The sequence below is a fragment of the Brevundimonas alba genome (assembly GCF_011927945.1).
In the GTDB taxonomy this organism is placed as follows: domain Bacteria; phylum Pseudomonadota; class Alphaproteobacteria; order Caulobacterales; family Caulobacteraceae; genus Brevundimonas; species Brevundimonas alba.
Genome location: NZ_JAATJM010000002.1, coordinates 38,685 through 63,171, shown reverse-complemented (window position 1 = coordinate 63,171; position 24,487 = coordinate 38,685). Strand labels below are relative to the sequence as shown.

General features: G+C 68.4%; 26 protein-coding genes. 15 read left to right on the top strand and 11 right to left on the bottom strand.

The annotated features are described in order from the left end of the window. The first annotated feature begins 29 nt into the window (after positions 1 to 29). Positions 30 to 1,073 carry a 2OG-Fe(II) oxygenase family protein gene (locus GGQ87_RS10630; RefSeq protein WP_168047624.1) on the top strand — a complete coding sequence of 348 codons (1,044 nt, stop codon included), beginning with the start codon at positions 30 to 32 and terminating at the stop codon, positions 1,071 to 1,073. Positions 1,074 to 1,161: 88 nt separating this feature from the next. On the opposite strand, the gene GGQ87_RS10625 is transcribed toward GGQ87_RS10630, so the two are convergent. Continuing rightward, positions 1,162 to 3,531: a PAS domain S-box protein gene (locus GGQ87_RS10625; protein ID WP_168047622.1), complete on the bottom strand. Its 2,370-nt coding sequence runs from the start codon at positions 3,529 to 3,531 to the stop codon at positions 1,162 to 1,164. A gap of 610 nt (positions 3,532 to 4,141) precedes the next feature. Then, positions 4,142 to 5,992 carry an ABC transporter transmembrane domain-containing protein gene (locus GGQ87_RS10620; protein ID WP_168047620.1) on the bottom strand — a complete coding sequence of 617 codons (1,851 nt, stop codon included), beginning with the start codon at positions 5,990 to 5,992 and terminating at the stop codon, positions 4,142 to 4,144. A 134-nt stretch (positions 5,993 to 6,126) separates the two neighbouring features. Between GGQ87_RS10620 and rpmE the strand changes: the two genes are divergently transcribed. Both rpmE and GGQ87_RS10610 read left to right on the top strand, forming a co-directional pair. Then, positions 6,127 to 6,351 (top strand): 50S ribosomal protein L31, encoded by a 225-nt coding sequence (gene rpmE, locus GGQ87_RS10615; RefSeq protein ID WP_168047618.1) that lies wholly within the window; start codon positions 6,127 to 6,129, stop codon positions 6,349 to 6,351. A gap of 160 nt (positions 6,352 to 6,511) precedes the next feature. After that, complete coding sequence (locus tag GGQ87_RS10610; protein ID WP_168047616.1) at positions 6,512 to 8,071, top strand: L,D-transpeptidase family protein; 1,560 nt, start codon at positions 6,512 to 6,514, stop codon at positions 8,069 to 8,071. Positions 8,072 to 8,075: 4 nt separating this feature from the next. Here the strand turns inward: GGQ87_RS10610 and rcdA are convergent, their stop codons facing one another. After that, the gene (rcdA, locus tag GGQ87_RS10605) at positions 8,076 to 8,603 is read right to left on the bottom strand and encodes a protease adaptor protein RcdA (RefSeq protein ID WP_425339280.1); all 528 of its coding nucleotides are present in this window, start codon (positions 8,601 to 8,603) and stop codon (positions 8,076 to 8,078) included. A gap of 93 nt (positions 8,604 to 8,696) precedes the next feature. Next, positions 8,697 to 8,900 carry a DUF1192 domain-containing protein gene (locus GGQ87_RS10600; protein ID WP_168047614.1) on the bottom strand — a complete coding sequence of 68 codons (204 nt, stop codon included), beginning with the start codon at positions 8,898 to 8,900 and terminating at the stop codon, positions 8,697 to 8,699. An 81-nt stretch (positions 8,901 to 8,981) separates the two neighbouring features. Between GGQ87_RS10600 and GGQ87_RS10595 the strand changes: the two genes are divergently transcribed. Next, on the top strand, positions 8,982 to 9,953 hold the full coding sequence (locus tag GGQ87_RS10595; RefSeq protein ID WP_168047612.1) for an NAD(P)H-quinone oxidoreductase: 972 nt from the start codon (positions 8,982 to 8,984) through the stop codon (positions 9,951 to 9,953). A gap of 2 nt (positions 9,954 to 9,955) precedes the next feature. On the opposite strand, the gene GGQ87_RS10590 is transcribed toward GGQ87_RS10595, so the two are convergent. Beyond that, complete coding sequence (locus tag GGQ87_RS10590) at positions 9,956 to 10,549, bottom strand: beta/gamma crystallin-related protein (RefSeq protein ID WP_245161572.1); 594 nt, start codon at positions 10,547 to 10,549, stop codon at positions 9,956 to 9,958. A 224-nt stretch (positions 10,550 to 10,773) separates the two neighbouring features. On the opposite strand from GGQ87_RS10590, the gene GGQ87_RS10585 reads away from it, so the two are divergent. Then, positions 10,774 to 11,448 (top strand): DUF1013 domain-containing protein, encoded by a 675-nt coding sequence (locus GGQ87_RS10585; protein WP_168047610.1) that lies wholly within the window; start codon positions 10,774 to 10,776, stop codon positions 11,446 to 11,448. Positions 11,449 to 11,505: 57 nt separating this feature from the next. On the opposite strand, the gene GGQ87_RS10580 is transcribed toward GGQ87_RS10585, so the two are convergent. Continuing rightward, positions 11,506 to 11,679 (bottom strand): YdcH family protein, encoded by a 174-nt coding sequence (locus GGQ87_RS10580; protein ID WP_168047608.1) that lies wholly within the window; start codon positions 11,677 to 11,679, stop codon positions 11,506 to 11,508. A gap of 116 nt (positions 11,680 to 11,795) precedes the next feature. On the opposite strand from GGQ87_RS10580, the gene GGQ87_RS10575 reads away from it, so the two are divergent. The 3 genes from GGQ87_RS10575 to GGQ87_RS10565 are packed head-to-tail and all read left to right on the top strand — an operon-like array spanning position 11,796 to position 13,148. Next, a complete protein-coding gene (locus GGQ87_RS10575) occupies positions 11,796 to 12,410 on the top strand; it encodes a UbiX family flavin prenyltransferase (protein WP_168047606.1) in 615 nt (204 codons plus the stop codon). Continuing rightward, positions 12,407 to 12,883 (top strand): TIGR02444 family protein, encoded by a 477-nt coding sequence (locus tag GGQ87_RS10570; RefSeq protein WP_168047604.1) that lies wholly within the window; start codon positions 12,407 to 12,409, stop codon positions 12,881 to 12,883. The genes GGQ87_RS10575 and GGQ87_RS10570 overlap by 4 nt, the downstream gene beginning before the upstream one ends. 40 nt (positions 12,884 to 12,923) lie before the next feature. Further along, positions 12,924 to 13,148, top strand: a complete 225-nt coding sequence (locus tag GGQ87_RS10565) for a YdcH family protein (protein WP_168047602.1) — start codon at positions 12,924 to 12,926, stop codon at positions 13,146 to 13,148. A 3-nt stretch (positions 13,149 to 13,151) separates the two neighbouring features. Here GGQ87_RS10565 and GGQ87_RS10560 read toward each other — a convergent pair whose 3' ends face one another. Further along, complete coding sequence (locus GGQ87_RS10560) at positions 13,152 to 13,715, bottom strand: diguanylate cyclase (protein ID WP_168047600.1); 564 nt, start codon at positions 13,713 to 13,715, stop codon at positions 13,152 to 13,154. A gap of 122 nt (positions 13,716 to 13,837) precedes the next feature. Here GGQ87_RS10560 and purE point away from each other — a divergent pair, with 122 nt between their 5' ends. Next, positions 13,838 to 14,329, top strand: a complete 492-nt coding sequence (gene purE, locus GGQ87_RS10555; protein WP_168047598.1) for a 5-(carboxyamino)imidazole ribonucleotide mutase — start codon at positions 13,838 to 13,840, stop codon at positions 14,327 to 14,329. Continuing rightward, positions 14,330 to 15,403, top strand: coding sequence for a 5-(carboxyamino)imidazole ribonucleotide synthase (locus GGQ87_RS10550; protein ID WP_168047596.1), 1,074 nt, complete (start codon positions 14,330 to 14,332; stop codon positions 15,401 to 15,403). On the opposite strand, the gene GGQ87_RS10545 is transcribed toward GGQ87_RS10550, so the two are convergent. After that, positions 15,400 to 16,083: a COQ9 family protein gene (locus GGQ87_RS10545; protein ID WP_168047594.1), complete on the bottom strand. Its 684-nt coding sequence runs from the start codon at positions 16,081 to 16,083 to the stop codon at positions 15,400 to 15,402. The two genes, GGQ87_RS10550 and GGQ87_RS10545, sit on opposite strands and share 4 nt — an antisense overlap. A gap of 187 nt (positions 16,084 to 16,270) precedes the next feature. Between GGQ87_RS10545 and rpsU the strand changes: the two genes are divergently transcribed. Further along, the gene (rpsU, locus tag GGQ87_RS10540; protein WP_168049186.1) at positions 16,271 to 16,525 is read left to right on the top strand and encodes a 30S ribosomal protein S21; all 255 of its coding nucleotides are present in this window, start codon (positions 16,271 to 16,273) and stop codon (positions 16,523 to 16,525) included. A gap of 58 nt (positions 16,526 to 16,583) precedes the next feature. Here the strand turns inward: rpsU and GGQ87_RS10535 are convergent, their stop codons facing one another. From GGQ87_RS10535 to GGQ87_RS10525, 3 genes are read right to left on the bottom strand one after another with little or no spacing between them, the layout of a single operon-like run. Further along, positions 16,584 to 17,027 carry a hypothetical protein gene (locus tag GGQ87_RS10535; RefSeq protein ID WP_168047592.1) on the bottom strand — a complete coding sequence of 148 codons (444 nt, stop codon included), beginning with the start codon at positions 17,025 to 17,027 and terminating at the stop codon, positions 16,584 to 16,586. A 3-nt stretch (positions 17,028 to 17,030) separates the two neighbouring features. Then, the gene (locus GGQ87_RS10530; RefSeq protein WP_168047590.1) at positions 17,031 to 18,419 is read right to left on the bottom strand and encodes an ABC transporter permease; all 1,389 of its coding nucleotides are present in this window, start codon (positions 18,417 to 18,419) and stop codon (positions 17,031 to 17,033) included. Then, entirely contained in the window at positions 18,416 to 19,372 is a 957-nt protein-coding gene (locus GGQ87_RS10525) for an ABC transporter ATP-binding protein (RefSeq protein WP_168047588.1), read from the bottom strand. The genes GGQ87_RS10530 and GGQ87_RS10525 overlap by 4 nt, the downstream gene beginning before the upstream one ends. Positions 19,373 to 19,520: 148 nt before the next feature. Here GGQ87_RS10525 and GGQ87_RS10520 point away from each other — a divergent pair, with 148 nt between their 5' ends. The 4 genes from GGQ87_RS10520 to pstB all read left to right on the top strand — a co-directional run bounded on the left by GGQ87_RS10520 (position 19,521) and on the right by pstB (position 24,483). After that, entirely contained in the window at positions 19,521 to 20,933 is a 1,413-nt protein-coding gene (locus tag GGQ87_RS10520; protein WP_168047586.1) for a sensor histidine kinase, read from the top strand. 134 nt (positions 20,934 to 21,067) lie between these two features. After that, on the top strand, positions 21,068 to 22,312 hold the full coding sequence (pstC, locus tag GGQ87_RS10515; protein ID WP_168047584.1) for a phosphate ABC transporter permease subunit PstC: 1,245 nt from the start codon (positions 21,068 to 21,070) through the stop codon (positions 22,310 to 22,312). Beyond that, positions 22,305 to 23,615: a phosphate ABC transporter permease PstA gene (gene pstA, locus GGQ87_RS10510; RefSeq protein WP_168047582.1), complete on the top strand. Its 1,311-nt coding sequence runs from the start codon at positions 22,305 to 22,307 to the stop codon at positions 23,613 to 23,615. Before pstC ends, pstA begins: the two co-directional genes overlap by 8 nt. Positions 23,616 to 23,619: 4 nt before the next feature. Next, positions 23,620 to 24,483: a phosphate ABC transporter ATP-binding protein PstB gene (gene pstB / locus GGQ87_RS10505; RefSeq protein WP_168047580.1), complete on the top strand. Its 864-nt coding sequence runs from the start codon at positions 23,620 to 23,622 to the stop codon at positions 24,481 to 24,483. The last annotated feature ends 4 nt before the right edge of the window (positions 24,484 to 24,487 follow it).

The following is a 24,487-nucleotide window of genomic DNA, read 5'->3' as shown; positions in this document are numbered from 1 at the left end:
GACGGCGTCTTGCCGGGCATCGTGCCCGCATGGCGCTGCTCTACGGTGATCCCGCTCCGACCTTCGCGACCGAGGGGGTCAACAATCCCCGCTACGTCTTCGATACGGCGGCGGGCCGCTATCTGCTGCTCGCCTTTGTGAAGGCGGGTGCCAGGGTCGATGCCGCCGTCGAGGCGCTCGAGCGCCGCCGTCACGCCTTCAACGACGTTCACGCCAGCGCCTTCGTGGTCATTGTCGGCAAGGACAAGGGTCGCAAGGCCCGGCAGGACGCCCTCCCCGGCCTGCGCTTCCTGTTCGACACCGACGGCTCGGTGGCGGACCTCTACGGCGCCCGCGACGCCGAGCGCTGGTTCCTGATCGATCCCGCCCTGCACGTTATGGCCGCCGTCGGGCCCGATCAGGCCGCAGCCCTCGTCGAGCGCCTACCCGCCCTGCCGCCGCCGGCCCGGCACGGCGGTTTCGCCGCCATGGCGCCCGTGCTGGTCACGCCCCGCATCTTCGAGCCCGCCTTCTGCGAACAGCTGATCGCCCTCTACCGCGAGATCGGCGGAGAGCCGTCCGGCTTCATGCGCGAGGTCGACGGCGTCACCACCCTGATGATGAACGACCAGCACAAGCGGCGCTCGGACGTCATCGTCGAGGACGACATCCTCCAGAAACAGGTCGTGGCCCGCCTGACCCGGCGCCTGCTCCCGCAGATCGGCAAGGCCTTCAACTTCCGGCCGACGCGGATCGAACGCTATCTGGTGGCCCGATACGACGCCGAGACCGGCGGCTTCTTCCGCCCCCACCGCGACAACACCACCAAGGGCACCGCCCACCGGCGTTTCGCGGTCTCGATCAACCTCAACGCCGACTACGACGGCGGCGACCTCCGCTTCCCCGAGTTCGGCGACCGCACCTACCGCCCGCCCCCCGGCGGCGCCTGCGTCTTCTCCTGCTCGATCCTGCACGAAGCGACGCCCGTCACCCGCGGCGAACGCTTCGCCTTCCTGCCGTTCCTGTATGACGAACCGGCGGCGAAGGTGCGGGAGGAGAACCTGAAGTTCCTGGATCCGGCCCTGACCGCCTGAACTATCGCCCGGAAGTGGCCGGACTTATCCGGCAACCGGCTCGCCGACCCTCGGTCAGGCGCGCTTTTCCATGGAGTGCGCCGGAATATTACAGGGCCGCCTCGTCAGGGATCGCAGCCCTGCAGCCCCGCGCCAGAGCGCCCTCGAAGCACGTAGTCATCGCCCGCAACAGTTCCGGCACCTGAATCGGTTTGCCTACGTGGGCGTCCATCCCCGCCTCCCGGCAGTCGCGCACCTGCTCGGGCTGACTGTTCGCTGTCAGGGCGATCACGGGTATCTGGCCGAGCCTGCCTTCCAGACGACGGATGGCGCGAGTGGCCTCCAGGCCGTCCATGACCGGCATGTGCACGTCCATCAGGACCAGGTCATAGCCCCCTCCGGAAACGGCCTCGAGAGCCTGTGCTCCGTCCGCTACCACCTCCACCTCCAGCCCCAGAGAGCGCAGGATCACCGAAACCAGCTCCCTGTTCGGCGCGGCGTCGTCTGCGAACAGGACCCGACAAGAAGCCGGTATGACCGCCGCAGGCTGTTCGGATATCCGGTCCCGGTCCGCGGCCACCTGCAGCGGTAGCTCGAACCAGAAACATGAGCCGCCGCCGACCCGATTGAATGCGCCGATCTCTCCACCCGAGAGCTCGACCAACCGCCGCGATATCGCCAGCCCGAGCCCGGTGCCGCCATAGACACGCGTCGTCGATGCATCTGCCTGAGTGAAGCGCGTGAAGAGTTGATCAAGTTTGTCAGGGGGTATCCCGACACCTGTGTCCTGTACCTCGACACGAAGCTTCCAGCCCGCTTCGGAAGGAACGCCCCCGACGACCAGCCGGATCTCCCCAGCGTGAGTGAATTTCACCGCGTTCGAGAGGAAGTTCAGGATCACCTGCCGAATCTTCGCGCCGTCTCCAATGAGCAGTCGGGGAAGATCGGGCGCGATGTCCAGAACCATGGCGACGCCGCGCGCTTCGCACTGGGTCTCGACAATGGATGCCGCGCTCTCCGGAAGCTGGCGGGGATCGAACACTGTCAAGTCGAGTTCGACCGCTTCGGCCTCAAGCTTCGAATAGTCGAGGATGTCGTTGATTACGGCGAGCAAGACCTCACTGGCGGTCGCAATGCGTTCGGCGTAGCGCCGGTCCGCCTCGGTCAGGGCCGGGCTTCGGAGCAGCACACCCGAGAAGCCGACGACGCTTGTCAGCGGGGTGCGAAGTTCGTGACTCATATTCGCGAGGAATTCCGACTTGGCGCGGCCAGCAGCCTCTGCCTGTAGCCGGGCCGCGCTGGATTCCTCCTCAAGACGTTTGCGGTCACTGATGTCGCGGGCGGTCAGTATGATCTCGGACCGACCATCGTCCCGTGCCCTGATGAATTGGCAGTCCGTCTCCACCCAGACCGCGCGCCCGTCCTTGGTGACGACGCGGTGCTGCACACGATGACCGTCGTCACCCATCGCGTGATTGGCCAGGAGCGCCCGAAATGCGGGCCAGTCATCCGGATGAACCATCGCCTCCGCGCTGCGGCCCACGAGGTCTTCCGGAGCGACCCCGAGCAGACGATTCGCGGCCGGTGAGATGTAAGTGATCCGCCCGCTGGGGCGCAGGCGCGCGACCACGTCTCCCAGATTGTCTGCAAGCAATCGGTAGTTTTCCTCGCTTGCCTGGAGGGCGGCATGCTCCATCTCGCGATCAGTGATGTCCTGGATCACCCCGAATATCGCGGCGATCTTCCCGTCATCATCCAGCTCGCAGCGGGCGCTGGACTGCGTCAACCGCAGCTGCCCGTCGGGGCGAATGATCCGAAGCCTGTAGGTGGCTCCCCCTACGGTGCCGTTCTCGATCAGCTTGGCCACGACCTGCTGATCGTCGGGGTGATAGAGATGGATGACGTCGGACATGGACAGGACGCCTTCTCGGGGCGTCATCCCATGGATCCGGAACGCTTCGTCAGACCAGGACACGTTTCCAAGAGCCGGCTCCAGACGCCAATGGCCCACGCCGCCCATCTCTTCTGCCAAGGTCAATTTTTCGAGCTGCTCACGTTGTGCTCGTCGTGCGGTCGTCTGGTCGTAAATGTCCCCGGCCATCCGCGCCAGGCGTCGAATTGAACCGATCTGGTTGGCGCTATAAGGGGTCGCCCGCTCAGTACTGGCCATGACCGCCAAGGAGCCCACCGGCACGCCTTCCGGCGTTGCGATCGTGACCCCTAAATAGGACTTCAGCCCCACCGGGCCGACCACGAGTGGATGAGCGAGAAAGCGGGTGTCGGCACGCGGATTGGGAATATCGAGGATCCCGTCGGCGCCCGTATCGACGAGCAGCCGGGTGACACTGATGTCGGCGGGAACGTGGGCCGCATCGAATCCGACCACGGACCTGAACGACAGCGCCTCGTCACCCAGGATCGAGACGAACCCCATCTCAGTTCCCGTCAGGCTGCAGGCCAGATGGACCACCCGGTCCATGGCGCTCTCGGCCGGGGTTGTTGAGAAGGACATGTTTTTTCGCACTCGAAGACTTACAGCCTCGAATGTGCGACACGTTTTGCAAAGTTTCGGTTAGCGTTATGCGTGTGCAGTCCCACACATAATGGACACAACCGCCTCAAGCGAAGGTGCTGATCTGAGGCACGGACCGCGTGAGGACCGGGGATGTCCGACCCGGCGAACGGACCTCATCAAACCGTTCTTGGAATTCACCGAAGTTGGGCATTGGGCCGGGAGCGGGCTTTCACCTTCGAGCCGGAGGCGGGTGGATTCCAGGACCCGGTCATCCCGGCCAGACGGCGCCAAACCCTGCCATCCCGTGCGACCGTGCCCTCAAGCAGCGACGGTCTGGCGGAAAGCCGATGATCGGCGCGTCAGGAGGGGATCACGTGCCCGCCGGCAATCCCGCGTCCGGCGCCTGCTCGACGACGGCCCCGCACAGCCGCGCGTTGCACGTCCACGTCCGATCCTGACGCCCCTACACTGCGGGGGATTGGTCTTTGACATCGTCCCCAAGCGTCGCTCCGCCCAGGTTCGGCTGCCCGAAAGTGTCGGGATGACAGGATTTCGCGCTTTTTGGGCGACAGTGTCAGTCGGCCCGGAACTGCAGCTCCGCCAGCCGGGCATACAGACCGCCGCGCGCCATCAGGGCCGTGTGGGTCCCCTCCTCCACCACCTGGCCATCGTCCATCACCACGATCCGGTCGGCCCGCAGGACGGTGGCCAGACGGTGGGCGATGACAATGGTGGTGCGGGTCTCCATGGCCTGCTCCAGCGCCACCTGAACCAGCCGCTCGCTCTCGGCGTCGAGCGCCGAGGTCGCCTCGTCCAGCAGCAGGATGGGAGCGTCGCGGACCAGCGCCCGGGCGATCGCCATCCGCTGGCGCTGGCCGCCGGACAGGCTCTTGCCCCGCTCGCCCAGAGGCGTGTCGAAACCCTCGGGCAGCGCCTCGACAAACGTCAGGGCCTGCGCCTCTTCCGCCGCCGTCCGGACCTCGTCCAGCGTCGCCGTTTCCCGGCCGAAGCGGATGTTTTCGCTGGCGGAACCCGAGAACAGCGGCGCCTCCTGCGACACCCAGGCGAAACGGTTGCGCACATCGACCGGATCGGCCTCGCGCACGTCGATCCCGTCCACAGACACCACTCCGGACTGCGGATCGTAGAAGCGCAGCAGCAGGCGGAAGACCGTGCTCTTGCCTGCCCCCGAGGGACCGACCAGCGCCACCGTCTCGCCCGGCCGCACGGTCAGGGAGAAGCCCTTCAGCGCCGGCAGATCGGGCCGTCCGGGATAGCTGAACCGCACCGCCGACATCGACACCTCGCCGACCGGCGGCTGCGGCAGGTCGCGCGGCTGCGCCGGCGGGGCGATGGACGGCGTGCTGCGCATCAGCTCGTCGATCCGCTCCATGGCGCCGGCGGCCTTCTGTACGTCCCCCCAGCTCTCGCCCAGCGCGCCGACGGCCCCCGCCGCGAACACCGACAGCAGCACGAACTGCAGCAGCGCCCCCGGCGTCATCCGCCCGGCGATCACATCCTGCGCGCCCAGCCACAGCACCAGGGTCACGCCGCCGAACATCACCACGATGATCATGGCGGTCATCAGCGCCCGCGCCCGCATCCGGACCAGCGAGACCACGAACGCCGCCTCGACCGCCTCGCCGAACCGGGCGATGGCGCTACGCTCCCGGCCAAAGGCCTGCACCGTCTCGATGGCGTCGACGCTCTCGCCGGCGAAGCCGACGGCGTTGGCGAACCGGTCCTGCGAGGCCACCGTCAGTCGTCGGACCTTGCGCCCGAACAGGAACAGCGGCCCCAGCAGCAGCGGCACGACCAGCAGCACCAGCCCCGTCAGCTTGGGGCTGACCACGAACAGCAGGGCCGTCCCGCCGATCAACGTCAGGGCGTTGCGCAGGGCATAGGAGACCGAGGTCGTCAGCAGCGTCTCGACCAGGGCGATGTCCGTGGTCAGGCGGGACAGCACCTCCCCGGTCCGCATCTGCGCATAGAAGGCCGGGTCCAACGTCAGGATCCGCTCGAACAGCCCCTTGCGAACGTCGGCCACGACCCGCTCGCCGGTCTTGGTGACGAAGAAATAGCGGACCGCCGTCGCGATGCCGAGGAACAGGGCGTTGACGCCCAGCAGCATGAACCACCAGTTCAGCCGGGCTCCGCCGCCCTCGAACCCGTGGTCGATGGCGCCCCGGGCGGTCACCGTCAGCGTCAGGGAGGCGGCGGTGGACAGGACCAGCCAGACCCCGGCCATGGCCGCATGGCCCTTGTGGCGCATGGCGTAGGGCAGCAGCCGTCCCAGTGGGCGGACGTCGCGCCGCTTGGGCCGCCTCTGACCCGCGTCGCTCATCTGCTCAGCCAGTTGCGCGCCGGCGCCGGGCCGTCCGCGAAGGTCGGCGGCGTCGGGAGCGGGGGCGGTCGTGTCTGTCATGGCGCGCGCCTCTTGCCCCGGAACGGCCCCCGGTGTAAACGCCGCCGCTCATTCCCGCCCCTCTCTGGCGGGTTTTCTCATTTTCGCGCACCGACGGTCGGCATCGTCATCGCGCAGAGACCGGACAACGACCCATGAAGGCCGATACGCACCCCGACTACCACTTCATCACCGTGACGATGACCGATGGTACGACCTATCAGACGCGCTCCACCTACCAGAAGGAAGGCGCCGTCCTGAACCTCGACATCGACCCGCTGACGCACCCGGCCTGGACCGGCGGCAACCAGCAGCTGATGGACCGCGGCGGCCGCGTTTCGCGCTTCAACAACAAGTTCGGCGGCTTCATCAAGAAGTAGCGGTCTGGCTTTGCGGCCACACCAGCAGCCAAGACTTTCACGAAGGCGTCGGTCCACGGACCGGCGCCTTTCTGTTTGCCGGGAACGCCGATAACATGGCGGCGTTGGACCATCGGGCGTGAACGCAGGTCCTGCGTAAATCGGGCGAAGAGCAGCAGTTATGAATCGACGGCAACTGGGTCTGGGCGCGGCGGCGGCTGCCATCGCGTCGGCGAGCGGGGTCGCCGCGCGGGCGCAGACCCGCGATCCGGCGTCGATCGCCTTCTACGACAGCTTCAACGACCAGCTGGCCCGCTTGCCGGCCACGGTTCAGCCCGACGTGCGCGCCTTCTACGAGCTGAACGGCTGGCGCCCCGTCTGGACCGCCGACCGGGTCCGCGCCCTGCAGGGCGCCGCCGGCCGCGCTGAGCGCCACGGTCTGGCCCAATCCGACTTCTTCGACTTCGACGCCCTCGCCGCCCAGGCCGCTTCGGCCGAGATGCGCACCACCGCCGCCGCCCTCGGCTATGCTCGGGTCCTGTCGGAAGGCCGCGTCCGCCCCGAGACCGTCGAAGACCTGTGGGAGATGCAGAAGAACCGCGTCGACCTGCCCGTCGGCCTCAACGACGCCCTGGCCCAGAACCGGCTGATCGACTGGTTCGAGGGTCTCGCCCCGACCGATATCGGCTATTCCAACCTCTCGGCGGGCTATGTGCGCTATCGCCGGATGATCCGCGACGGCCGTGGCTGGCCGGCGTTCCGGGTCGGCGCGAACATCGAACCGGGAACCAGCGATCCGCGCATTCCGGTCCTGATCCAGCGTCTCGTGGCGGAAGGCGACCTGTCGGCCGCCGATGGCACACGTCTGGCTTCGATGGGCAGCTTCTACGGCCCCGAACTGGTCGAGGCGATGAAGGGCTTCCAGGTCCGTCACGGCCTCGGCGCCGACGGCCGCATCGGCGCGGGCACGCAGCGCTCGCTCTCGGCCTCGGCCGAGGAGCGCGCGCGCCAGATCGCCCTCAATCTCGAACGCCGCCGCTGGCTCAAGCGCGACCTCGCCCCCGAGCGGATCGAGGTCAACACCGCCGCCGCCATCATGGTCTACTGGAAGGACGGCAAACCCGTTCACTCCAACCGCGTCGTCTGTGGCGCGCCCGCCAACCAGACGCCCAGCCTCGAGAAGCAGTTCGCCTCGGTGGTCGCCAACCCGCCGTGGTATGTCCCGGCCTCGATCGCCCGCAACGAGATCCTGCCAAAGGGCCCCGGCTATCTGGCCAGCCAGAACATGTACGTCTCGAACGGCCAGGTCATCCAGCGCGCCGGGCCGACCGCGGCGCTCGGCTATGTGAAGTTCGAGCTGCGCGACAGCTACGCCATCTTCCTGCACGACACCCCGTCCAAGGCGGCCTTCAACCTGTCCATGCGCCAGCGCAGCCACGGCTGTGTGCGTGTTCAGAACGCCGTCGACTTCGCCCGCCTGCTGCTGTCGCCCGACCCCACGCTGCTGGGTGAGTTCGACGAGGCGCAGGACACCCGCGAGACCAAGCGTATCCAGACCGGCCGAGAGATCACCGTCCGCCTGCTCTACTGGACGGCCTTCGTTGACGGTCAGGGCCGCGTCGCCTTCCGCGAGGATGTCTACGGCCGCGACGACAAGCTGGCCGAGGCCCTCGGCATCGCCGTCAGCCTGCCCAAGCCGGTCGACGACGGCCGCAACGTCGCCAACGACGTCGGGCCGTAGGGCTCTACTGCCTGAAGGCCGCCGCCAGCCGGTCCAGCTGGCTCTGCACCGGGTTGACCGCCTCTTCCTCGGGCGCGTCCAGATACATCCGCCGGTCGAGGTGCAGCACGCGGTCGTACAGCTTCTCGGTCCGCACCACATATTCGATCAGGGCGATCGGCAGTTCCGGGTGGGTGGGCTCGGTCTCGATCTTGCGCTCGGCGAGGCGGTAGCGGGGTTCGCACGCCGCGGTCGCCGTCATATCCCCCTCGCGCACCGCCCGCTGCACCAGCAGCCATGAGGCGATCTGCATCAGCCGCGTCGTCAGCTTCATGCTCTCGCCGGCGTAGGCCAGGGCCGTGGCCCGCGACAGCAGCTTGGATTCACGCCGTCCGTCGCCATCCAGATAGGCGGCGGTCTCCTCGACCAGCTCCATACCCTCGCGGAAGGTGCGGTCGAACAGCTCCGAGCGGGCGAAGTCGTCGACGACGGCCGCGCGGCTGCGTCCGGCAGGAATGAGAGCGTCGCTGGGCATGAACTCGGTCAGACTCATAGGGTGGACGCATCCGTATCACGACCGGCACGGTTTCGCGCGGTCACTACGCCCTGTGCAACGGCCATGCCAACAGACTGATTCAGGAGCGTTTCAGGAGCGAAAGTTGAACATGGCGTCGGCCGCATTGCGTTGCGACGACTTGCCCTCGATCGCCGCCTGCGACCGCGCGATCTCCGCCTCCAGCCCGGCGATGCGCTGCTTGAGGTCCTCGACCGAATAGCCGTCCAGATCCTCGCGCGTCAGGGCGATCAGGGGCGCTCCCCGCGCCGGACGGGGCTCCAGGTCCTCGAACATCACCGCCTCCTTCTTGGCCAATCCACGGGCAAGCGACTATCTGAACGCCCGGACACGAACGATTGCAAGAACGAGGCGCCGATGCGGGCTGTCGAAATCACGGGCGGAGCGGGTCCTGCGGAGGCGCTGACGCTGGTCGAGCGGCCCTATCCTGTCGCCGGTCCGGGACAGATTCGCATCCGCGTCCGCGCCGCCGGCGTGAACCGTCCCGACCTGCTGCAGCGACAGGGCCGGTATCCGCCGCCGCCCGGCGCATCCGACATTCTCGGACTCGAAGTGGCCGGCGAAGTCGATCAGGTCGGCGAGGGCGTCGATCGCTGGCGCACTGGCGACCGCGTGTGCGCCCTGCTCGGCGGCGGCGGCTACGCGGACCAGGCCGTGGTCGACGCCCGCCATGCCCTGCCAATACCGGACGGTGTCGACTTCATTCAGGCCGCCGCCCTTCCGGAAACCGTCTGCACCGTCTTCGCCAACGTCTTCGAGTCCGGCGCCCTCAGGGCCGGCGAGACCCTGCTGATTCACGGGGCCACCAGCGGCATCGGCGTCACCGCCATCCAGATGGCCAAGGCGGCCGGCGCCCGCGTCGTCGCCACCTCGCGCGGCGCGGAAAAAGCGGAAGCCGCACGAAAACTCGGCGCGGACCTGAGCCTCGATTCCGGCTCCGACGATCTGGAGGCGGCGATCAGCGTCTTCGGAGGCGTCGACGTCGTTCTGGACATGGTCGGCGCCGACTATGCGGCCCTCAATCAGTCCGTCCTGAAACCCTTCGGCCGCTGGGTGGTCATTGCCACCCTGTCCGGCTCGCTGGCCCAGGTCGATCTGGCCCGGCTGATGATGAAGCGGATCGTGCTGACCGGCTCGACCCTGCGCGCCCGGCCGGCCGACGAGAAGGCGCGGCTGATCTCGGCCGTCGAAGCGACGGTCTGGCCGTGGGTTGCGTCGGGACAGGTCCGTCCGCCCCTCGAGGCGACTTTCCCCCTCGATCAGGCGTCGGCCGCCCACCTCAGGCTCGAGGCGGGCGGCCATGTCGGCAAGATCGTGCTGACGGCCTGACCTTAGCGGCGGCCGCCCCGGCCCGCGGGGCGCAGCGAGGAGATGCGGTCGTTCAGGCCCCACTGCTGGAGGTTCCGGATGTCGTCCCGGAAGGTCCGGCACTGGCCGCGGAAATAGGCGTCGGTGCAGACCTCCCACTCGCCGCGAAACTGCATCGAGCTGATCGCGTCGTTCAGGCCGCTGTTCTGCAGGTTGGGAATGGCCTCCCGGAACTGCATGCTCGCGCCGCGGAAATCCGAGTCACGGAAGACGGTGACCGAGTTGCGTCCACCGCCCCAGCCGCCGTCGTTGTCCGGACGCCCGCCGCCGCCGCGATCCTCATAGGTCCCGCGCACCGGTCCGCAGACCAGCAGACCGTTGTCGTTGCGGATCTCGTAGTCGGAGCAACGGTTCAGCTCGATCGACGTGCCGCGCACATTGCCGCGCCGGTCCTGGCAGTCGGCATAGAGCCGGCCCCTGTTCACGTATTCGCCGCTGCAGCTCTGGCGATAGTCGCCGCGGGGCGCGATCCGCTCCTGTCCGCCGCCGGCGTAGGGGGCGGCCTCTTGTCCAGCGCCGGAGAGCACGGCCATGGCCGCAAGGGTTTCGATCAGCATGGGGTCCTCCCGATGGTGTTCATGGACGCACAACGCGTCTGTGAGGGCACTGTTCAGCTTCCGGATGAACCTTGGCTGTATGAGGTTGTCGGCTTTCGTTTTCTTTTGCGTCGAATACGACTATATCGGTCATCTCCGCGCCCGGCCGAAAGGTCGGGCGCCGTCGTATCCGGAACCCGCCCCCGACCCGGGCAAGTGGGTCAAAAACAGAAGCAAAGACGCTCATGACCGACATCCTGATGCCCAAGGCCACCGCGGTCTGGCTGGTCGACAACACCTCCCTCACCTTCGAGCAGATCGCCGACTTCTGCGGCCTGCATCCGCTGGAAGTCCGCGGCATCGCCGACGGCGACGTGGCCCGCGACATCCGCGGCGCTGATCCGCTGGTCAACGGCCAGCTGACCCGCGAAGAGCTGGACAAGGCCCAGAACGACGAGAACTACCGCATGCAGGCCGTGGTCAGCCGCCACGCCGAACTGCTCAAGAGCCACAAGCCCGCGCCGAAATACACGCCGGTCTCGCGCCGTCAGGACCGCCCGGACGCCATCGCCTGGTTCGTGCGTAACCACCCGGAAGTGACCGACGCCCAGATCGCCAAACTGCTGGGCACGACGAAATCGACCATTGAGAGCGTCCGCAACCGCACCCACTGGAACAGCGCCAACATCAAGCCGGTCGACCCGGTGACCCTGGGCCTCGTCGGCCAGTTGGCTCTCGACGAGCTGGTCAGAAAGGCCGCCGACAAGAAGGCCAAGGACGACGCGAAGAAGGGCGGCGCCACCCTGCAGCCGGTCGACGCGCCGGAAGCCGCCGAGGCCGAGCCGGAGTTCGTGCCCGAAGCCCGCGAACGCCGCGGGGCCGAACCGACCGCCGAGTCGGTCTTCGGCAAGAAGGACTGAAATGAAAACGGCCCCGGAGCGATCCGGGGCCGTCGTTCTTTGTGCGGGAGGCCGTCGCTAATGCGCTCGGGCCTCCAGACTGGTGATCTCTTCCTTGAGCCGCAGCTTCTGCTGCTTCAGCTCCCTTACGCGAAGCGAGTCCGAGGCCGGGTGGATCATCTCCTGCCGGATCGTCTCATCCAGGCTGCGGTGACGGTTTCCCAGTTCGCGGATACGAGCTTCGATGGTCATGGCTTGCGCCTCCATGTCTAAGGGACCACTAGATTGAGCGCCCGGCTCGACCGGCTGTGGAATCACTTTCCGGTGAGGCTGCCGGCCGTCCGGACCCGCGAACCCTGGACCCCAATATGGCCGATGATGTGAACGGAGCCGTACGTACCTCGCCCCGCCGCCTCGTCGTCGGAATTTCCGGAGCGTCTGGCGTGGCTTACGGGGTGCGCACGCTCGATGCCCTGCGCGAGCTCGGGGTCGAAAGCCATCTGGTCGTCACGCGCGCGGCCCTGCTGACCTTGTCACAGGAGACCGATCTTTCCCCCGACGACCTGACCGGCCGCGCCGATGTCGTCCACCGGCTCGCCGACGTCGGCGCCTCGATCGCCTCCGGCTCCTTCCGGACCATGGGAATGATCGTCGCCCCCTGCTCCGTCCGCACGATGAGCGAGATCGCCACCGGCGTGACCTCCACCCTGCTGACCCGCGCGGCCGACGTCGTGCTCAAGGAACGACGGACGCTGGTGCTGATGGTGCGCGAGACGCCGCTGCATCTGGGCCACCTGCGCACCATGACCGCCCTGACCGAGATGGGCGCCATCATCGCCCCGCCCCTGCCCGCCCTCTATGCGCGTCCCGAGTCCATCGAGGCGATGATCGACCAGTCGGTGGGCCGGGCGCTCGACCTGTTCGGCCTCGAATGGTCCGGGGTGCGTCGCTGGGCCGGGCTGAAGGGCGTGACGGCCGAATGAGCTCCGACATCGGCCTGTGGGACTGGGCCGTCCGCGCCTATGCGTTCGAGGGCGTGAGCGAGGCCTGCCTGCACCTGCAGGACGCCGCCGGCCAGAACGTGCCCCTGCTGCTGTGGGCGGCGTGGACCGCGCGCACGGGACGCGCCCCGGACGAGGACGCCATCGAGGCGGCCTGTGACATCGCCCGCGCCTGGCAGGATGCGGCCATCGCCCCGCTCCGGGCGGTTCGGCGCACGCTCAAGGGCCGCAATCCCGATCTGGAGGACGCCGACCGCGAGGCCGTCCGGGCGCAGGTGAAGGCGGTCGAACTCGAGGCGGAGCGGCGTCTGCTTATGGCGCTGGAGGCCCTGTCGCCGCCCGCCGGGTTGACGCCAAGGCCCGTTCAGGACGCGCTCGTCACCGTGGCCCGCCAGTGGTCGGCGATGACGCCGCGCCCGGGGCTGGTTCAGCTCGCCGAACGGCTTCCGGCCTAGGCCGACGCGGGTTATACAGCCGCGTCCGGGGCCCTGACGAATGAACGACGACGATCCGTTTCTGAGCGAGGAAGAGCTGGCGCTGCACGCCCGGCTCAAGGAACTGCGTCAGGAGCACTCCGACCTCGACGCCTCCATCGACGCCCTGATGCACATGCCGCTGCCGGATCAGTTGATGATCGCGCGCCTGAAGCGGAAGAAGCTGACGCTGCGGGACGAGATCGTGAAGCTCGAGGCTATCGTCCTTCCGGACATCATCGCCTGAGACTCAGCGGGCCTTCTTCCTGATCCACATGGCCGCGTCGGCCTCGGCCAGCCAGACTTCTGGATCCGTGTGGGCGGCGAAGGCGCGGACGCCGAACGAGCCGCCCAGCCCGGCCGAGCGCCCCTCCCACTCAAACGGCGCATCCTCGAGGGCGGCGGCCAGCTTGCGCGCCTTCTCGCGGCCCTCCTCCAGACCGGCGTTCAGCATCAGCAGGCCGAACTCGTCGCCGCCCAGTCGTCCGACGGCGTCGGATTCGCGCAGATTGGCCCGCATCATCTCGGCGACATAGACCAGGGCCGCGTCGCCGGCGGCGTGGCCGAGGCTGTCGTTCACGCCCTTGAAGCCGTCGAGGTCGAGGTAGAGCAGCACCGCCGGCACGTCGTGGCGCTGGCAAAAGGCCATGGCGCTCTTCATCGCCGCGACGAAGCCGCGCCGGTTGAGCGACGGCGTCAGCACGTCGTGGTCCGCAGCCGCCTCAGCCACTTCGGCGCGGCGGCGCAGCGCTTCGACCTCGGCGCGGAGCCGTTCGATCTCGGCGATGGGGTCGATGACGGCCGCGTCGGTCACAGGCGAATAGGGCTCCCCGGTCCGCGACTCACTGTGTGCAGACCTGCGTTCAGCCTAACGCCGTCGGTTGCGGGCGCAACGCGAGTCCTGTATCGCGCCGCTTTCCCGCGAAAGTGTTCTGCATGGCGACTCAGACACCGCCCGTTGCGATCATCATGGGCAGCCGTTCCGACTGGCCGACGATGAAGCACGCCGCCGACGCGCTGGATCGGCTCGGCGTCGCTTGGGAGGCCAAGGTCGTCAGCGCCCACCGCACCCCCAAACGCCTGTTCGATTTCGCTACGGGGGCTAGGTCCGCGGGCTACAAGGTGATCATCGCCGGCGCGGGCGGCGCCGCCCACCTGCCGGGGATGGCCGCCTCGATGACCGAGCTGCCGGTGCTTGGCGTGCCCGTCGAGTCGAAGGCGCTCAAGGGCATGGACAGCCTGCTCTCCATCGCCCAGATGCCCGGCGGCGTTCCGGTCGCCACGCTCGCGATCGGCGAGCCGGGGGCCAAGAACGCCGGCATCCTCGCGGCACAGATCCTGGCCCTCTCGGACGAGGTGCTGGCCGGGCGGCTGAACGCCTTCCGCGAAGCCCAGACCGAGGCGGTCCACGAGACGGTCGAGGACTGAGTGGCGCCCCTCCCCCCCGGATCGACCCTCGGCATTCTCGGCGGCGGCCAGCTGGGGCGGATGCTCAGCCAGGCCGCCTCGCGGCTCGGCTTCAATGTCGTCATCCTCGATCCGGAGGAAAACAGCCCCGCCGGTCGTGTCTCCCAAGGCCAGATCGTCGCCGCCTATGACAATCCGACGGCGCTGGGCGTGCTGGGCCAGACCAGCGCGGCCGTGACCTTCGAGTTCGAGAACGTCCCCGCCGCCTCGGTCGAACGGCTGGCTGAAGGCGGCGCCCTCGTCGCCCCCGGACCCAAGGCGCTGGCCGTCGCGCAGGACCGGGTCGACGAGAAGACCTTCCTCAATGGCGTCGGCGCGACCACCGTGGACTTCGTCCCGGTCGACAGCCTCGACGACCTGCTGGCCGGGCTCGAGCGGCTGGGAACGCCCGCCCTGCTGAAGACGCGGCGCGAAGGCTACGACGGCAAGGGCCAGATCTGGGCGCGCTCGGCGAAGATGGCCGCCGACGCCTGGCACGCCATCGGCGAGCGGCCCGCCATTCTGGAAGCCCGCGCAGACTTCACGCGCGAACTGTCAGTGATCGCCGCTCGCGGCCGGGACGGCACGCTGGCCGTCTATCCGCTGGGCGAAAACACCCACAAGGGCGGCGTGCTCAAGACCACAGTCGCTCCCGCAACCGTCGACGCGAAGACGGAAAAGCGGGCCAAGGCTATCGCCAAGGCCATCCTCGACGGCCTCGACTACGTCGGCGTGCTCGGGGTCGAGCTGTTCGACCTCGGCGGCGGCAAGCTGCTGGTCAACGAGATCGCGCCGCGCGTCCACAACACCGGCCACTGGACCCAGGACGGCTGCGTCTGCGACCAGTTCGAACAGCACATCCGCGCCATCGCCGGCTGGCCGCTGGGCCCTACGAACGCTCACGCCCGCGTCGAGATGACCAACCTCCTCGGCGACGAGGTCGAACAGTGGAAGACCCTGTCCGCCAAGCCCGACATGCGCCTCCACCTCTACGGCAAGGCGGAGGCTCGCCCCGGCCGCAAGATGGGCCATGTGAACCGGGTGAAGCCGCTCTAGGCCGGGTCCGTCTTCGCCCCGTACCGCATCCGGCTCAGCACATCCGCTGCCTTGCGCAGCGGGGCGTCGAAGTCCTTGCCGGCCTTCCATTTTTCGAAGGCCATGACGTTGTCGATGCGGCGGGCGACGAAGGCTTCGGCGGCGTCGCGGCCGTCGAACCAGCGCATGGTCAGGGCCGGGATCAGGATGCCCGACAGGATCGCCCGCTTGGAATAGTGGTTCCAGTCAGTGGCCGTGTCCCCGGCCCAATTCCACAGCTGGTCCGCCGTCTCCCAGGCCAGCTTCAGCCCCAGGTCGGCGTTGGTCGGCAGGGTCAGGAAGGCGGCGCAGCGGCGCGCAGCCTCCAGATCGGCCGCCCCCGCCTCCATCCGGGCCGAGACGGCGCGGGCGATTCGCTCCCGCATCTTCAGCGACTTCGGATCGACCTCGGCCAATGCGGCCAGCGCCCGGTCGTCGTGACGGCGGGACAGCAGGGCGGCCAGATCGCGCGCGCCATTGGGGAACAGCAGTTCCTCGTCGCCGGGCGACTGCCCGTTCGCCTCGCACGCGGCCCGCACCATCCGGCTGTTCCAGCCCAGAGCCGGCGCGCGCTGGATGGCGGCGTCCAGCACCGCCTGTTCCATGCGGTCGGCCCAGTCTCCTTGAGACGGGTCGTTCGACAGGTGTGGCGCATCGGTCATGGCGCCAGCATAAGCCCGTCGGGCGGGCGTTTCGACCCTTCACATCTTGCCGCGACGATCTGGACAGCGGGGGGCCGCTCGTGTATCAGCCCGCCTTCACTCGCGGACCCGGTTCGCCGAGGAAGATTTTTATTTGTCTGCCCGTCTCCCTCACAGGACGCGGCGGGCGGCCAAAGGAGAGTTCAACCTGGTACAGATTTTCGTTCGCGATAATAACGTCGATCAAGCGCTGAAGGCCCTCAAGAAGAAGATGCAGCGCGAAGGCAGCTTCCGCGAGATGAAGCGCCACGTGCACTACGAGAAGCCCTCGGAGAAGCGCGCCCGCCAGAAGGCCGAGGCCGTGCGCCGCGCCCGCAAGCTGGCCCGCAAGCGCGCCCAGCGCGAAGGCCTGCTGCCGCCGCCGAAGCCCCGCGTGCCCGGCGCTGGTCCCGCCCGCGGATAAGCCGACGTTACGAACCGAAGATCAAAAGGCCGCCCCGGGAAACCGGAGCGGCCTTTTTCTACGACGTGGAGCTGCGCAGTTCGTAGTCCCCGAGCAGTCGCCAGAACTCTTGCGCATTCGATTTGTCGCCGAGCGCTTCGACGGCGTTCCGGATCAGAAAGTATTCGTCGTCGGATCGAATGGCGCCCCGCGCTGCGATGCGCCTCACGGCCTTCATGACACGAAGGCGCATCTCTGACAGCGTTGGCAGCGCCAACGCGCGCAAGTGCGAGTCTAGGCGGGCGACCTCCTCCGGAGAAAAAGCCGCCGTCATCTCCACCTCATCCCCGATCATCATCGCGAGACCTTGGCGCGCCCGCGCCGGCGCGCCGGCGGCCGTGGCGTCGAGAACCGAGATCGGGTGGTCTTCAGGTTTGAGGTTGGGCAGTGGCTCGAACGTGAGTTCGAACATCTCCGCCGCCCAACGCCGGAGGGTTTCATACTCTCCGGCCTCGACCTTCATTTCCTACCTTCCCCGCCCGATCGCCGCGCCGAATGCCTTCCAGCTGAGCTTCACGTCCGACAGGGCGCCGGCCCGGAAGGCCCGGCCCGCGACCCAGACCATCAGCAGGGCGAAGGCGAACATGCCCGCCATGGTGCCGACGATCTCGATCATCGGCGGTTCGGACGGGGCGCGGGCGCTCATCAGGAACGGCGTGAAGAACGGGATCCAAGACATGATCTGAACCACAGGCGCGTCCGGCGTGCGGATGGCCATCTGCATGACCAGCAAGGGCACGACCAGGATCATCATGATCGGCCCCATCAGCGTCTGGGCGTCCCGCGGCGTCTCGCAGAAGGCCCCGATGGCGGCGAACAGGACCGCGTACATCAGATATCCGCCGACCGCATAGGCCGCGAAATAGAACAGCAGGCCGCTGCTCAGCAGCACCTCCCCGATCATCGGCGCATACTGCGGCAGGCCGGCGATCAGGCCCGCGGCGCCGATCCCGCCCCAGACCAGCAGCACCGTCATGGTCAGCAGGGCCACGCCGAGCACCTTGCCGGTCAGGATTTCCGTCGCCGACGCCGACGACAGCAGCACCTCTAGGATCTTGTTCGACTTCTCCTCCATCACGCTGTTCAGCAGGATCGAGGCGCCGGTGATGATCAGCGACCACAGGATGAAGCCCGACGCCAGGCCGATGATCATCGGCAGCTGGTCGCGGAACGAAACCTCGCCGCCGCTGGCCGATTTCGGCGACAGGGTCGTCACGTCGGGATCGAAAGCGGCCGTGGACGACACAACCGTCGCGTCGATGCCGGCCTTTTCGAACACCTCACGACGGTATTCTTCCTTCAGGGCCGTCCTCACGAACCGCTGGACGGAGCTGTCGGTCGCCCGGCGGCTCCACACCCGCGCGGTGGGTTTGCCATCGGCCCGGTTCAGCAGCACCACCGCGTCGAGCCGGTCGGCCTTGTCCACCTCGTCGCCGAGATAGTGGCGCGCAACCGCCTCGCGGGCGGCCCCGGGTGCGGCGGCGGACAGGTCCGCCGGCGCCGCCACGATGGCGATCTTCGGCCCGTCGAGGCCGCTCAGCGCGCCCTTGGCCGCATTGCCGCCGGAAGTTCCGCCCGCCGCGGCCTGGATATTGGCCTCGGCCTCCTGACGCTGCTTGTCACGTCTGGCCTGATCCTCCTTCAGCGCAGTCTGAACTGCCGCGGCCAAGCCGGCGGCTTGCGGCCCCTCCTCCACCACGACGACCTCGCGCACAGGCTCGCTGGATTTCATGAGGATCGGAATGGCGCCGCCGAGGACGCCGAAGATCGGAAACGCCAGCAGCGACAGCCAGAAGCCGACGGTCTTGGCGTAGGCGGCGAACTCGCGCCGCGCGATCAGCAGGGTGCGTTTCATCGGGCGGCCTCCGCGGCTTTGACGGATTGATCCTGATCGGGGTTGTCGCCGGTCAGGCCGATGAAGGCGTCGTGCAGACTGGGCTCGCGCAGTTCGAAGCGGCGCACGTCCAGACCGTTCAGGAAGGCGGCCTTCAGCGCGTCCTGACCCCGCCCGCCGGAGACCAGTCCGGCCTTCAGCACGCGAACGCCGTCGGCTTCCGAGACCACCTCGACGCCGCTGACGCCGGGCAGGCCCGCTGCCTGATCGGGCGCGATGGCGCCCTCGAGCTCGAGGAAGCGCGGCGTGGTGGCCCGCGCCTCGGCGACGGTGCCCTCGAACGCCTTGTTGCCGCGCGCCAGCAGCACGACCTTGTCGCACAGCCGCTCGGCATGCTGCATCACATGGGTCGAGAACAGCACGGTCGCGCCGTCGGCGGCCAGACCGCGGATCATGGCTTCCAGCCCCTGCTGGTTGACCGGATCAAGGCCGGAGAAGGGCTCGTCGAGGATCACGAACTCGGGCCGGTGCACCACCGACGCGATCAGCTGCACCTTCTGGGACATGCCCTTGGACAGCTCCTTCATCTTCTTGCGCTTCGAGGCGCCGAGGCCCTGCGCATCCAGCATCTCGCGGGCGCGGCGACGGCCCTCGCCGGTCGGCAGGCCCTTCAGGGCGCCGAAGAAGGCGATGGCGTCGACCGGCGTCATCTTCTTGTAGAGGCCGCGTTCCTCGGGGAGGAAGCCGATGCGGTCCCGCACCTTGCGGCCGTCGTCGGCGCCCAGGATGGTGATCCGCCCCGCCGTCGCCGGCTGCAGGCCCAGGATCATGCGGATGGTCGAGGTCTTGCCCGCGCCGTTGGGGCCGAGGAAGCCGCAGATCGTGCCCTTCTCGACCTCGAAGCTGAGGTCGCGAACGGCCTGGAAGTCGCCGTATCGCTTGCTCACCCCGTCGAGTGTCAATGCCGCTGTCATATGCCCTCCCCCGGACTCCGGTCACTGGCGACAGTCGTAGGTCTGTAAAGGACGTTTGACAACAGCCCAGCGCCCGACTGCCGTGCCCTTGTCATGAATTCCGTGTCATGTTCCGTGGACAGAGTCGGGCAGCCGGCCGGAAGACTGGATGCCATACGAAATCACGCCCTCGCCCGTCGCGCCGCCCCCCGGCTCCCGCCTGTGGACGGCTGGGGCCACGGCCGGCGTGGCCGTGGTGGTGCTGCTTGGCCTCGCGGCGCTGCACCGCGACATCGCCGGCCCGCTGCTGGCCGGAGCTGCGGTAGTGGCCCTGACCGCCTGGGCGCTGAACCGGCCCTCCCAACGCGCCCCGGCGCCGGGCTCGACCGCCGCGGCCACGGTCGGCGACGCGGATGCCGCACCTCTCTTGGCGGATCAGACCTTGCTCGACGAACTGTTCGAGACCTTGGCCGATCCGGTCATGGTGGTGTCCGGCGGCGAGGCCGACGATCTGGCGGCGCGGCGGGTGGTGCTGGCCAATGCCGCCGCCCGCGACCTGCTTCGCATACCGCGTGAGGGCACCCTTCTGGTCTCGGCCCTGCGCGATCCGGTGGTGCTGGAGGCGGTCGACGAAGCGCTGTTCGGCGGCGTGGAGAGGACGGCCGCCTATGCCGGAGTCGGCGCCCAGACACGGCACTGGCGGGTCATGACGCGGCCCCTCGCGCCGAACGACGGACATGCGATGGCGCTGGTGGTGCTGCGCGACGAAACGGATGTGCGCCGCATGGAGCTGATGCGCGTCGACTTCCTCGCCAACGCCAGCCACGAGCTGCGCACGCCGCTGGCCTCGCTCTCGGGCTTCATCGAGACGCTGCGGGGCCACGCCCGCGATGACCCCAAGGCGCGCGACAAGTTTCTCGACATCATGGCGACGCAGGCCGACCGGATGGGGCGGTTGGTGGCCGATCTCCTGTCCCTCAGCCGCATCGAGCTGAACGAGCATATTCCACCGTCGGGCCGGGTCGATCTCGCGCGGGCCGCCTCGGACGTGATCGACGCCGTCAGCGTGCTCTCGGACGACCGGCAGGTGCGGGTCGTGCTGCAGGATCGCGGCGCCAGCGCTCCGGTGCACGGGGACCGCGACGAGATCGTCCAGGTGGTCCAGAACCTCGTCGACAATGCCATCAAGTATTCCGCCGCCGGCGACGCGGTCGAGGTCGTCATCCAGCCCGAGGTGACGCTGGACCAGGCCTCGGCCCCCTGGTCTGGCGGCAACCGGGGCGAAGGCGCGACACGGCTGCCGCTGGTGACGCCGGACCGCGAGACCGGCATGCTCTACGCCGCCGTCACGGTGCGCGACCACGGCCCCGGCATGGCGCGCGAACACCTGCCCCGGCTGACCGAGCGCTTCTACCGGGTCGAGGGGCAGAAGAGCGGTGAGCGCGCGGGCACCGGCCTGGGGCTCGCCATCGTCAAGCACATCGTCAACCGGCACCGGGGCGGACTGACCGTGGAAAGCGCGCCGGGACAGGGTTCCGTGTTCACCGCCTACTTCCCCGTAGCGGCTCCGAAGGCCTCCTGAGAGGCATTCACGGCGGCCGAACGCCGTAACAGAACTGTCACGCTGCCGTCTTAATCCGCTGACCATTCGCGGGCAGTTTCCGGCCACGGACGACCGGGGGACCGGGGCGTCCTGATTCCCGATTCCGGACCCGCATGACCTGGCTTTTCCTGCCGATCCTGATCGTCGCGGCGCTCGCCTCCTGGCTGGGCGGCCGGGCGCTGGCGCGTCGGCGTCAGCAGGGCCAGAGGGCGCACTCGCGGCCCAATCAGCACGCGGCCTATGCCCTGATCTGGAGCCTTGTTCCGGCGCTGGCGGTGCTGGTCGGGGCGGCGATCTTCCTTCCCTCGCTCGGCGCGCTGGCGACCGGAGCGGGCGCCGCGCTCGCGGCGGTGGCCGGCGCGCTGTTCGCCTTCAGCCGCATCGGACCCGATCTGCGGGCCCGCAACCGCGTGGAGGGCTGGATCGTCGGCGCCCTCTTCGTCTGTTCGGCCATCGCCATTCTGACGACCATCGGCATCATCGCCTCACTGGTGTTCGACTCCCTGCGCTTCTTCGCCTCGGTGCCGATCACGGAGTTCCTGTTCGGGACCCAGTGGAGCCCGCAGACCGCGATCCGCGCGGACCAGGTCGGCTCCAGCGGCGCCTTCGGGGCCCTGCCCCTGTTCGCCGGCACCTTCCTGATCATGCTCATCGCCATGGCCGTCGCCGCGCCCGTCGGCCTTTTCGCCGCCATCTATCTGTCGGAGTACGCCGGGCCGATCTTCCGCGCGACGGTCAAGCCGGTGCTGGAGATCCTCGCCGGGGTGCCGACGGTCGTCTACGGCTTCTTCGCCGCCCTGACGGTGGGCCCGGCCTTCCGCGAGTTCTTCAACGGCATCGGCGCCCAGCTGGCCGGTGGACCGCTGGACGGGCTCGGCCAGTATCTGATGCTGGTCCAGAACCAGATGGCGCTGGTCGCGGGCGGGGTCATGGGGATCATGCTGATCCCCTTCGTCAGCTCCCTGTCCGACGACATCATCAACGCCGTGCCGCAGAGCCTGCGCGACGGCTCCTACGCCATGGGCGCGACCAAGTCCGAAACCGTCACTCGCGTGCTGCTGCCGGCGGCTCTGCCGGGCGTGGCTGGCGCCATGCTGCTGGCCATGTCGCGGGCCATCGGCGAGACCATGATCGTCACCATGGCCGCCGGCCTCGCCGCGCGCCTGACCTTCAATCCGCTCGACACCGTCACGACGGTGACCGTCCAAATCGTCACCCTGCTGACCGGCGATCAGGAGTTCGACAGCCCCAAGACCCTCGCCGCCTTCGCCCTTGGCCTGACCCTGTTCCTGATCACCCTGGCGCTCAACGTCATCGCCCAGCGGATCGTGCACACCTACCGGCAGCAGTATGACTGACGCGGCCCTGTCCCCGACCGTCGCCTCGCCCGCGAACGGCGCCACGCGCGCCGACCGCATGCGCGCTGGGCTTAAGCGCCGCCGCGCCCGCGAGACGCGCTTCCGCCTCTATGGCCTGCTGGCCATCGGCGTGGCGGTGGCCTTCCTGTTGCTGCTGCTCGGGCGCATCGTTGAACAGGGCCATACCGCCTTCTACGCCCATACGGTCACCGTCCCCGTCTACATGGACCCGGCCCGTATCGACCGGAGCTATCCTCAGGGGACCAATTTCGAGCTGCTGGTGGCCGAGCAGCAGCTGGCGCGCCTGGGCATCGCCGATGACGAAGCGGGCTCGAAGGCCACCGCCATGCGCGGCCTCTTCTCATCCGAACTGAAGTTCATCGCCGCCGACCAGGTCAAGGCCCAGCCGGACCTGATCGGCCGGACCGTGCCCATCTCCGCGCCCCTGTCCGACGACGCCGACCTCTACTTCAAGGGCGAGATCTCGCTCGACACCCCTGCGGAACAGCGCCGCCTCTCGGACCAGCAGATCGCCTGGCTGGAAGGCCTGCAGGCCGAGGGCCGGGTGAAAAGCCACTTCAACACCGCCCTGTTCACGCGCGGCGACTCGACCGAGCCCGAACTGGCCGGCGTTCTGGGCGCGGTGATCGGCTCGGCCCTGATGCTGCTGGTGACCGCCGTCATCGCCATTCCGCTCGGCGTCGGCGCGGCCCTCTATCTGGAAGAGTTCGCGCCCCGCGGCCGGCTGACCAACCTGATCGAGGTCAACATCAACAACCTCGCCGCCGTGCCGTCGATCATCTACGGCCTGCTGGGACTGGCGTTGTTCATCAACTGGATGCACCTGCCACGCGCCAGTCCACTGGTCGGGGGTCTGGTGCTGGCCCTGATGGCCCTGCCGACCATCATCATCGCCACCCGCTCGTCGCTCAAGGCCGTGCCGCCGTCGATCCGCGAGGCCGCCCTGGCCATGGGCGCCTCGAAGACCCAGACCGTGTTCCAGCACACCCTGCCGCTGGCCATGCCCGGCGTCATGACCGGCGCCATTATCTCCATGGCCCACGCCCTGGGGGAGACCGCGCCCCTGCTGCTGATCGGCATGGTCAGCTTTGTGCCGGGCGTGCCGCACGGCATCACCGAACCGACCGGCGCCCTGCCCTCGCTGGTCTACATCTGGGAAAACGCCTCGGAGCGCGCGTTCCACGAACGCACCGCCGCGGCGATCATCGTCCTCCTCGCCTTCATGGTCGTCATGAACGCCGCCGCCGTCCTTCTGCGGCGCCGCTTCGAACGCCGGTGGTAAGTCAATGAAGTTCAGTCTCTTCCGTGCACCCGACGGCACACATGGGGGAACGCCCCCGGAAACGCCGGTGATCGCGCCCCCGCCGGTGCTGCACAGCGCCGACCCGAACGCGCCCATCAAGATCGCGGCCCGCGACGTGTCCGTCTTCTATGGCGCCAAACAGGCGCTGTTCGACGTCTCGATGGACATCGCCGACAAGACCGTCACGGCCCTTATCGGTCCGTCGGGCTGCGGCAAGTCGACCTTCCTGCGGACCATGAACCGCATGAACGACACCATCGCCGGCGCTCGCGTCGCCGGCCGGATCGAGATCGACGGCCAGGACGTCAACGCCCGCTCCGTCGACCCGGTCCTGCTGCGCGCCCGCGTCGGCATGGTGTTCCAGAAGCCCAATCCCTTCCCCAAGACCATCTACGAGAACGTCGCCTACGGCCCCCGCATCCACGGCCTCGCCGACGGCAAGGCCGAGCTGGACGGCATCGTCGAGGCTTCGCTGAAGCGCGCCGGCCTGTGGGACGAGGTCGCCGACCGCCTGCACTCGGCCGGCACCGGCCTGTCCGGCGGCCAGCAGCAGCGGCTGGTCATCGCCCGCGCCATCGCCGTCGAGCCCGAAGTCATCCTGATGGACGAGCCCTGCTCCGCCCTGGATCCCATCGCCACGGCCAAGATCGAGGAGCTGATCGACGAGCTGCGCGAGCGCTACTGCATCGTCATCGTCACCCACTCCATGGCCCAGGCGGCGCGGGTCAGCCAGCGCACGGCCTTCTTCCACCTCGGCCGGCTGATCGAGATGGGCGACACCGAGGACATCTTCACCAATCCCCGCGAGCGGCGCACGCTCGACTACATCACCGGCCGCTTCGGCTAGGACC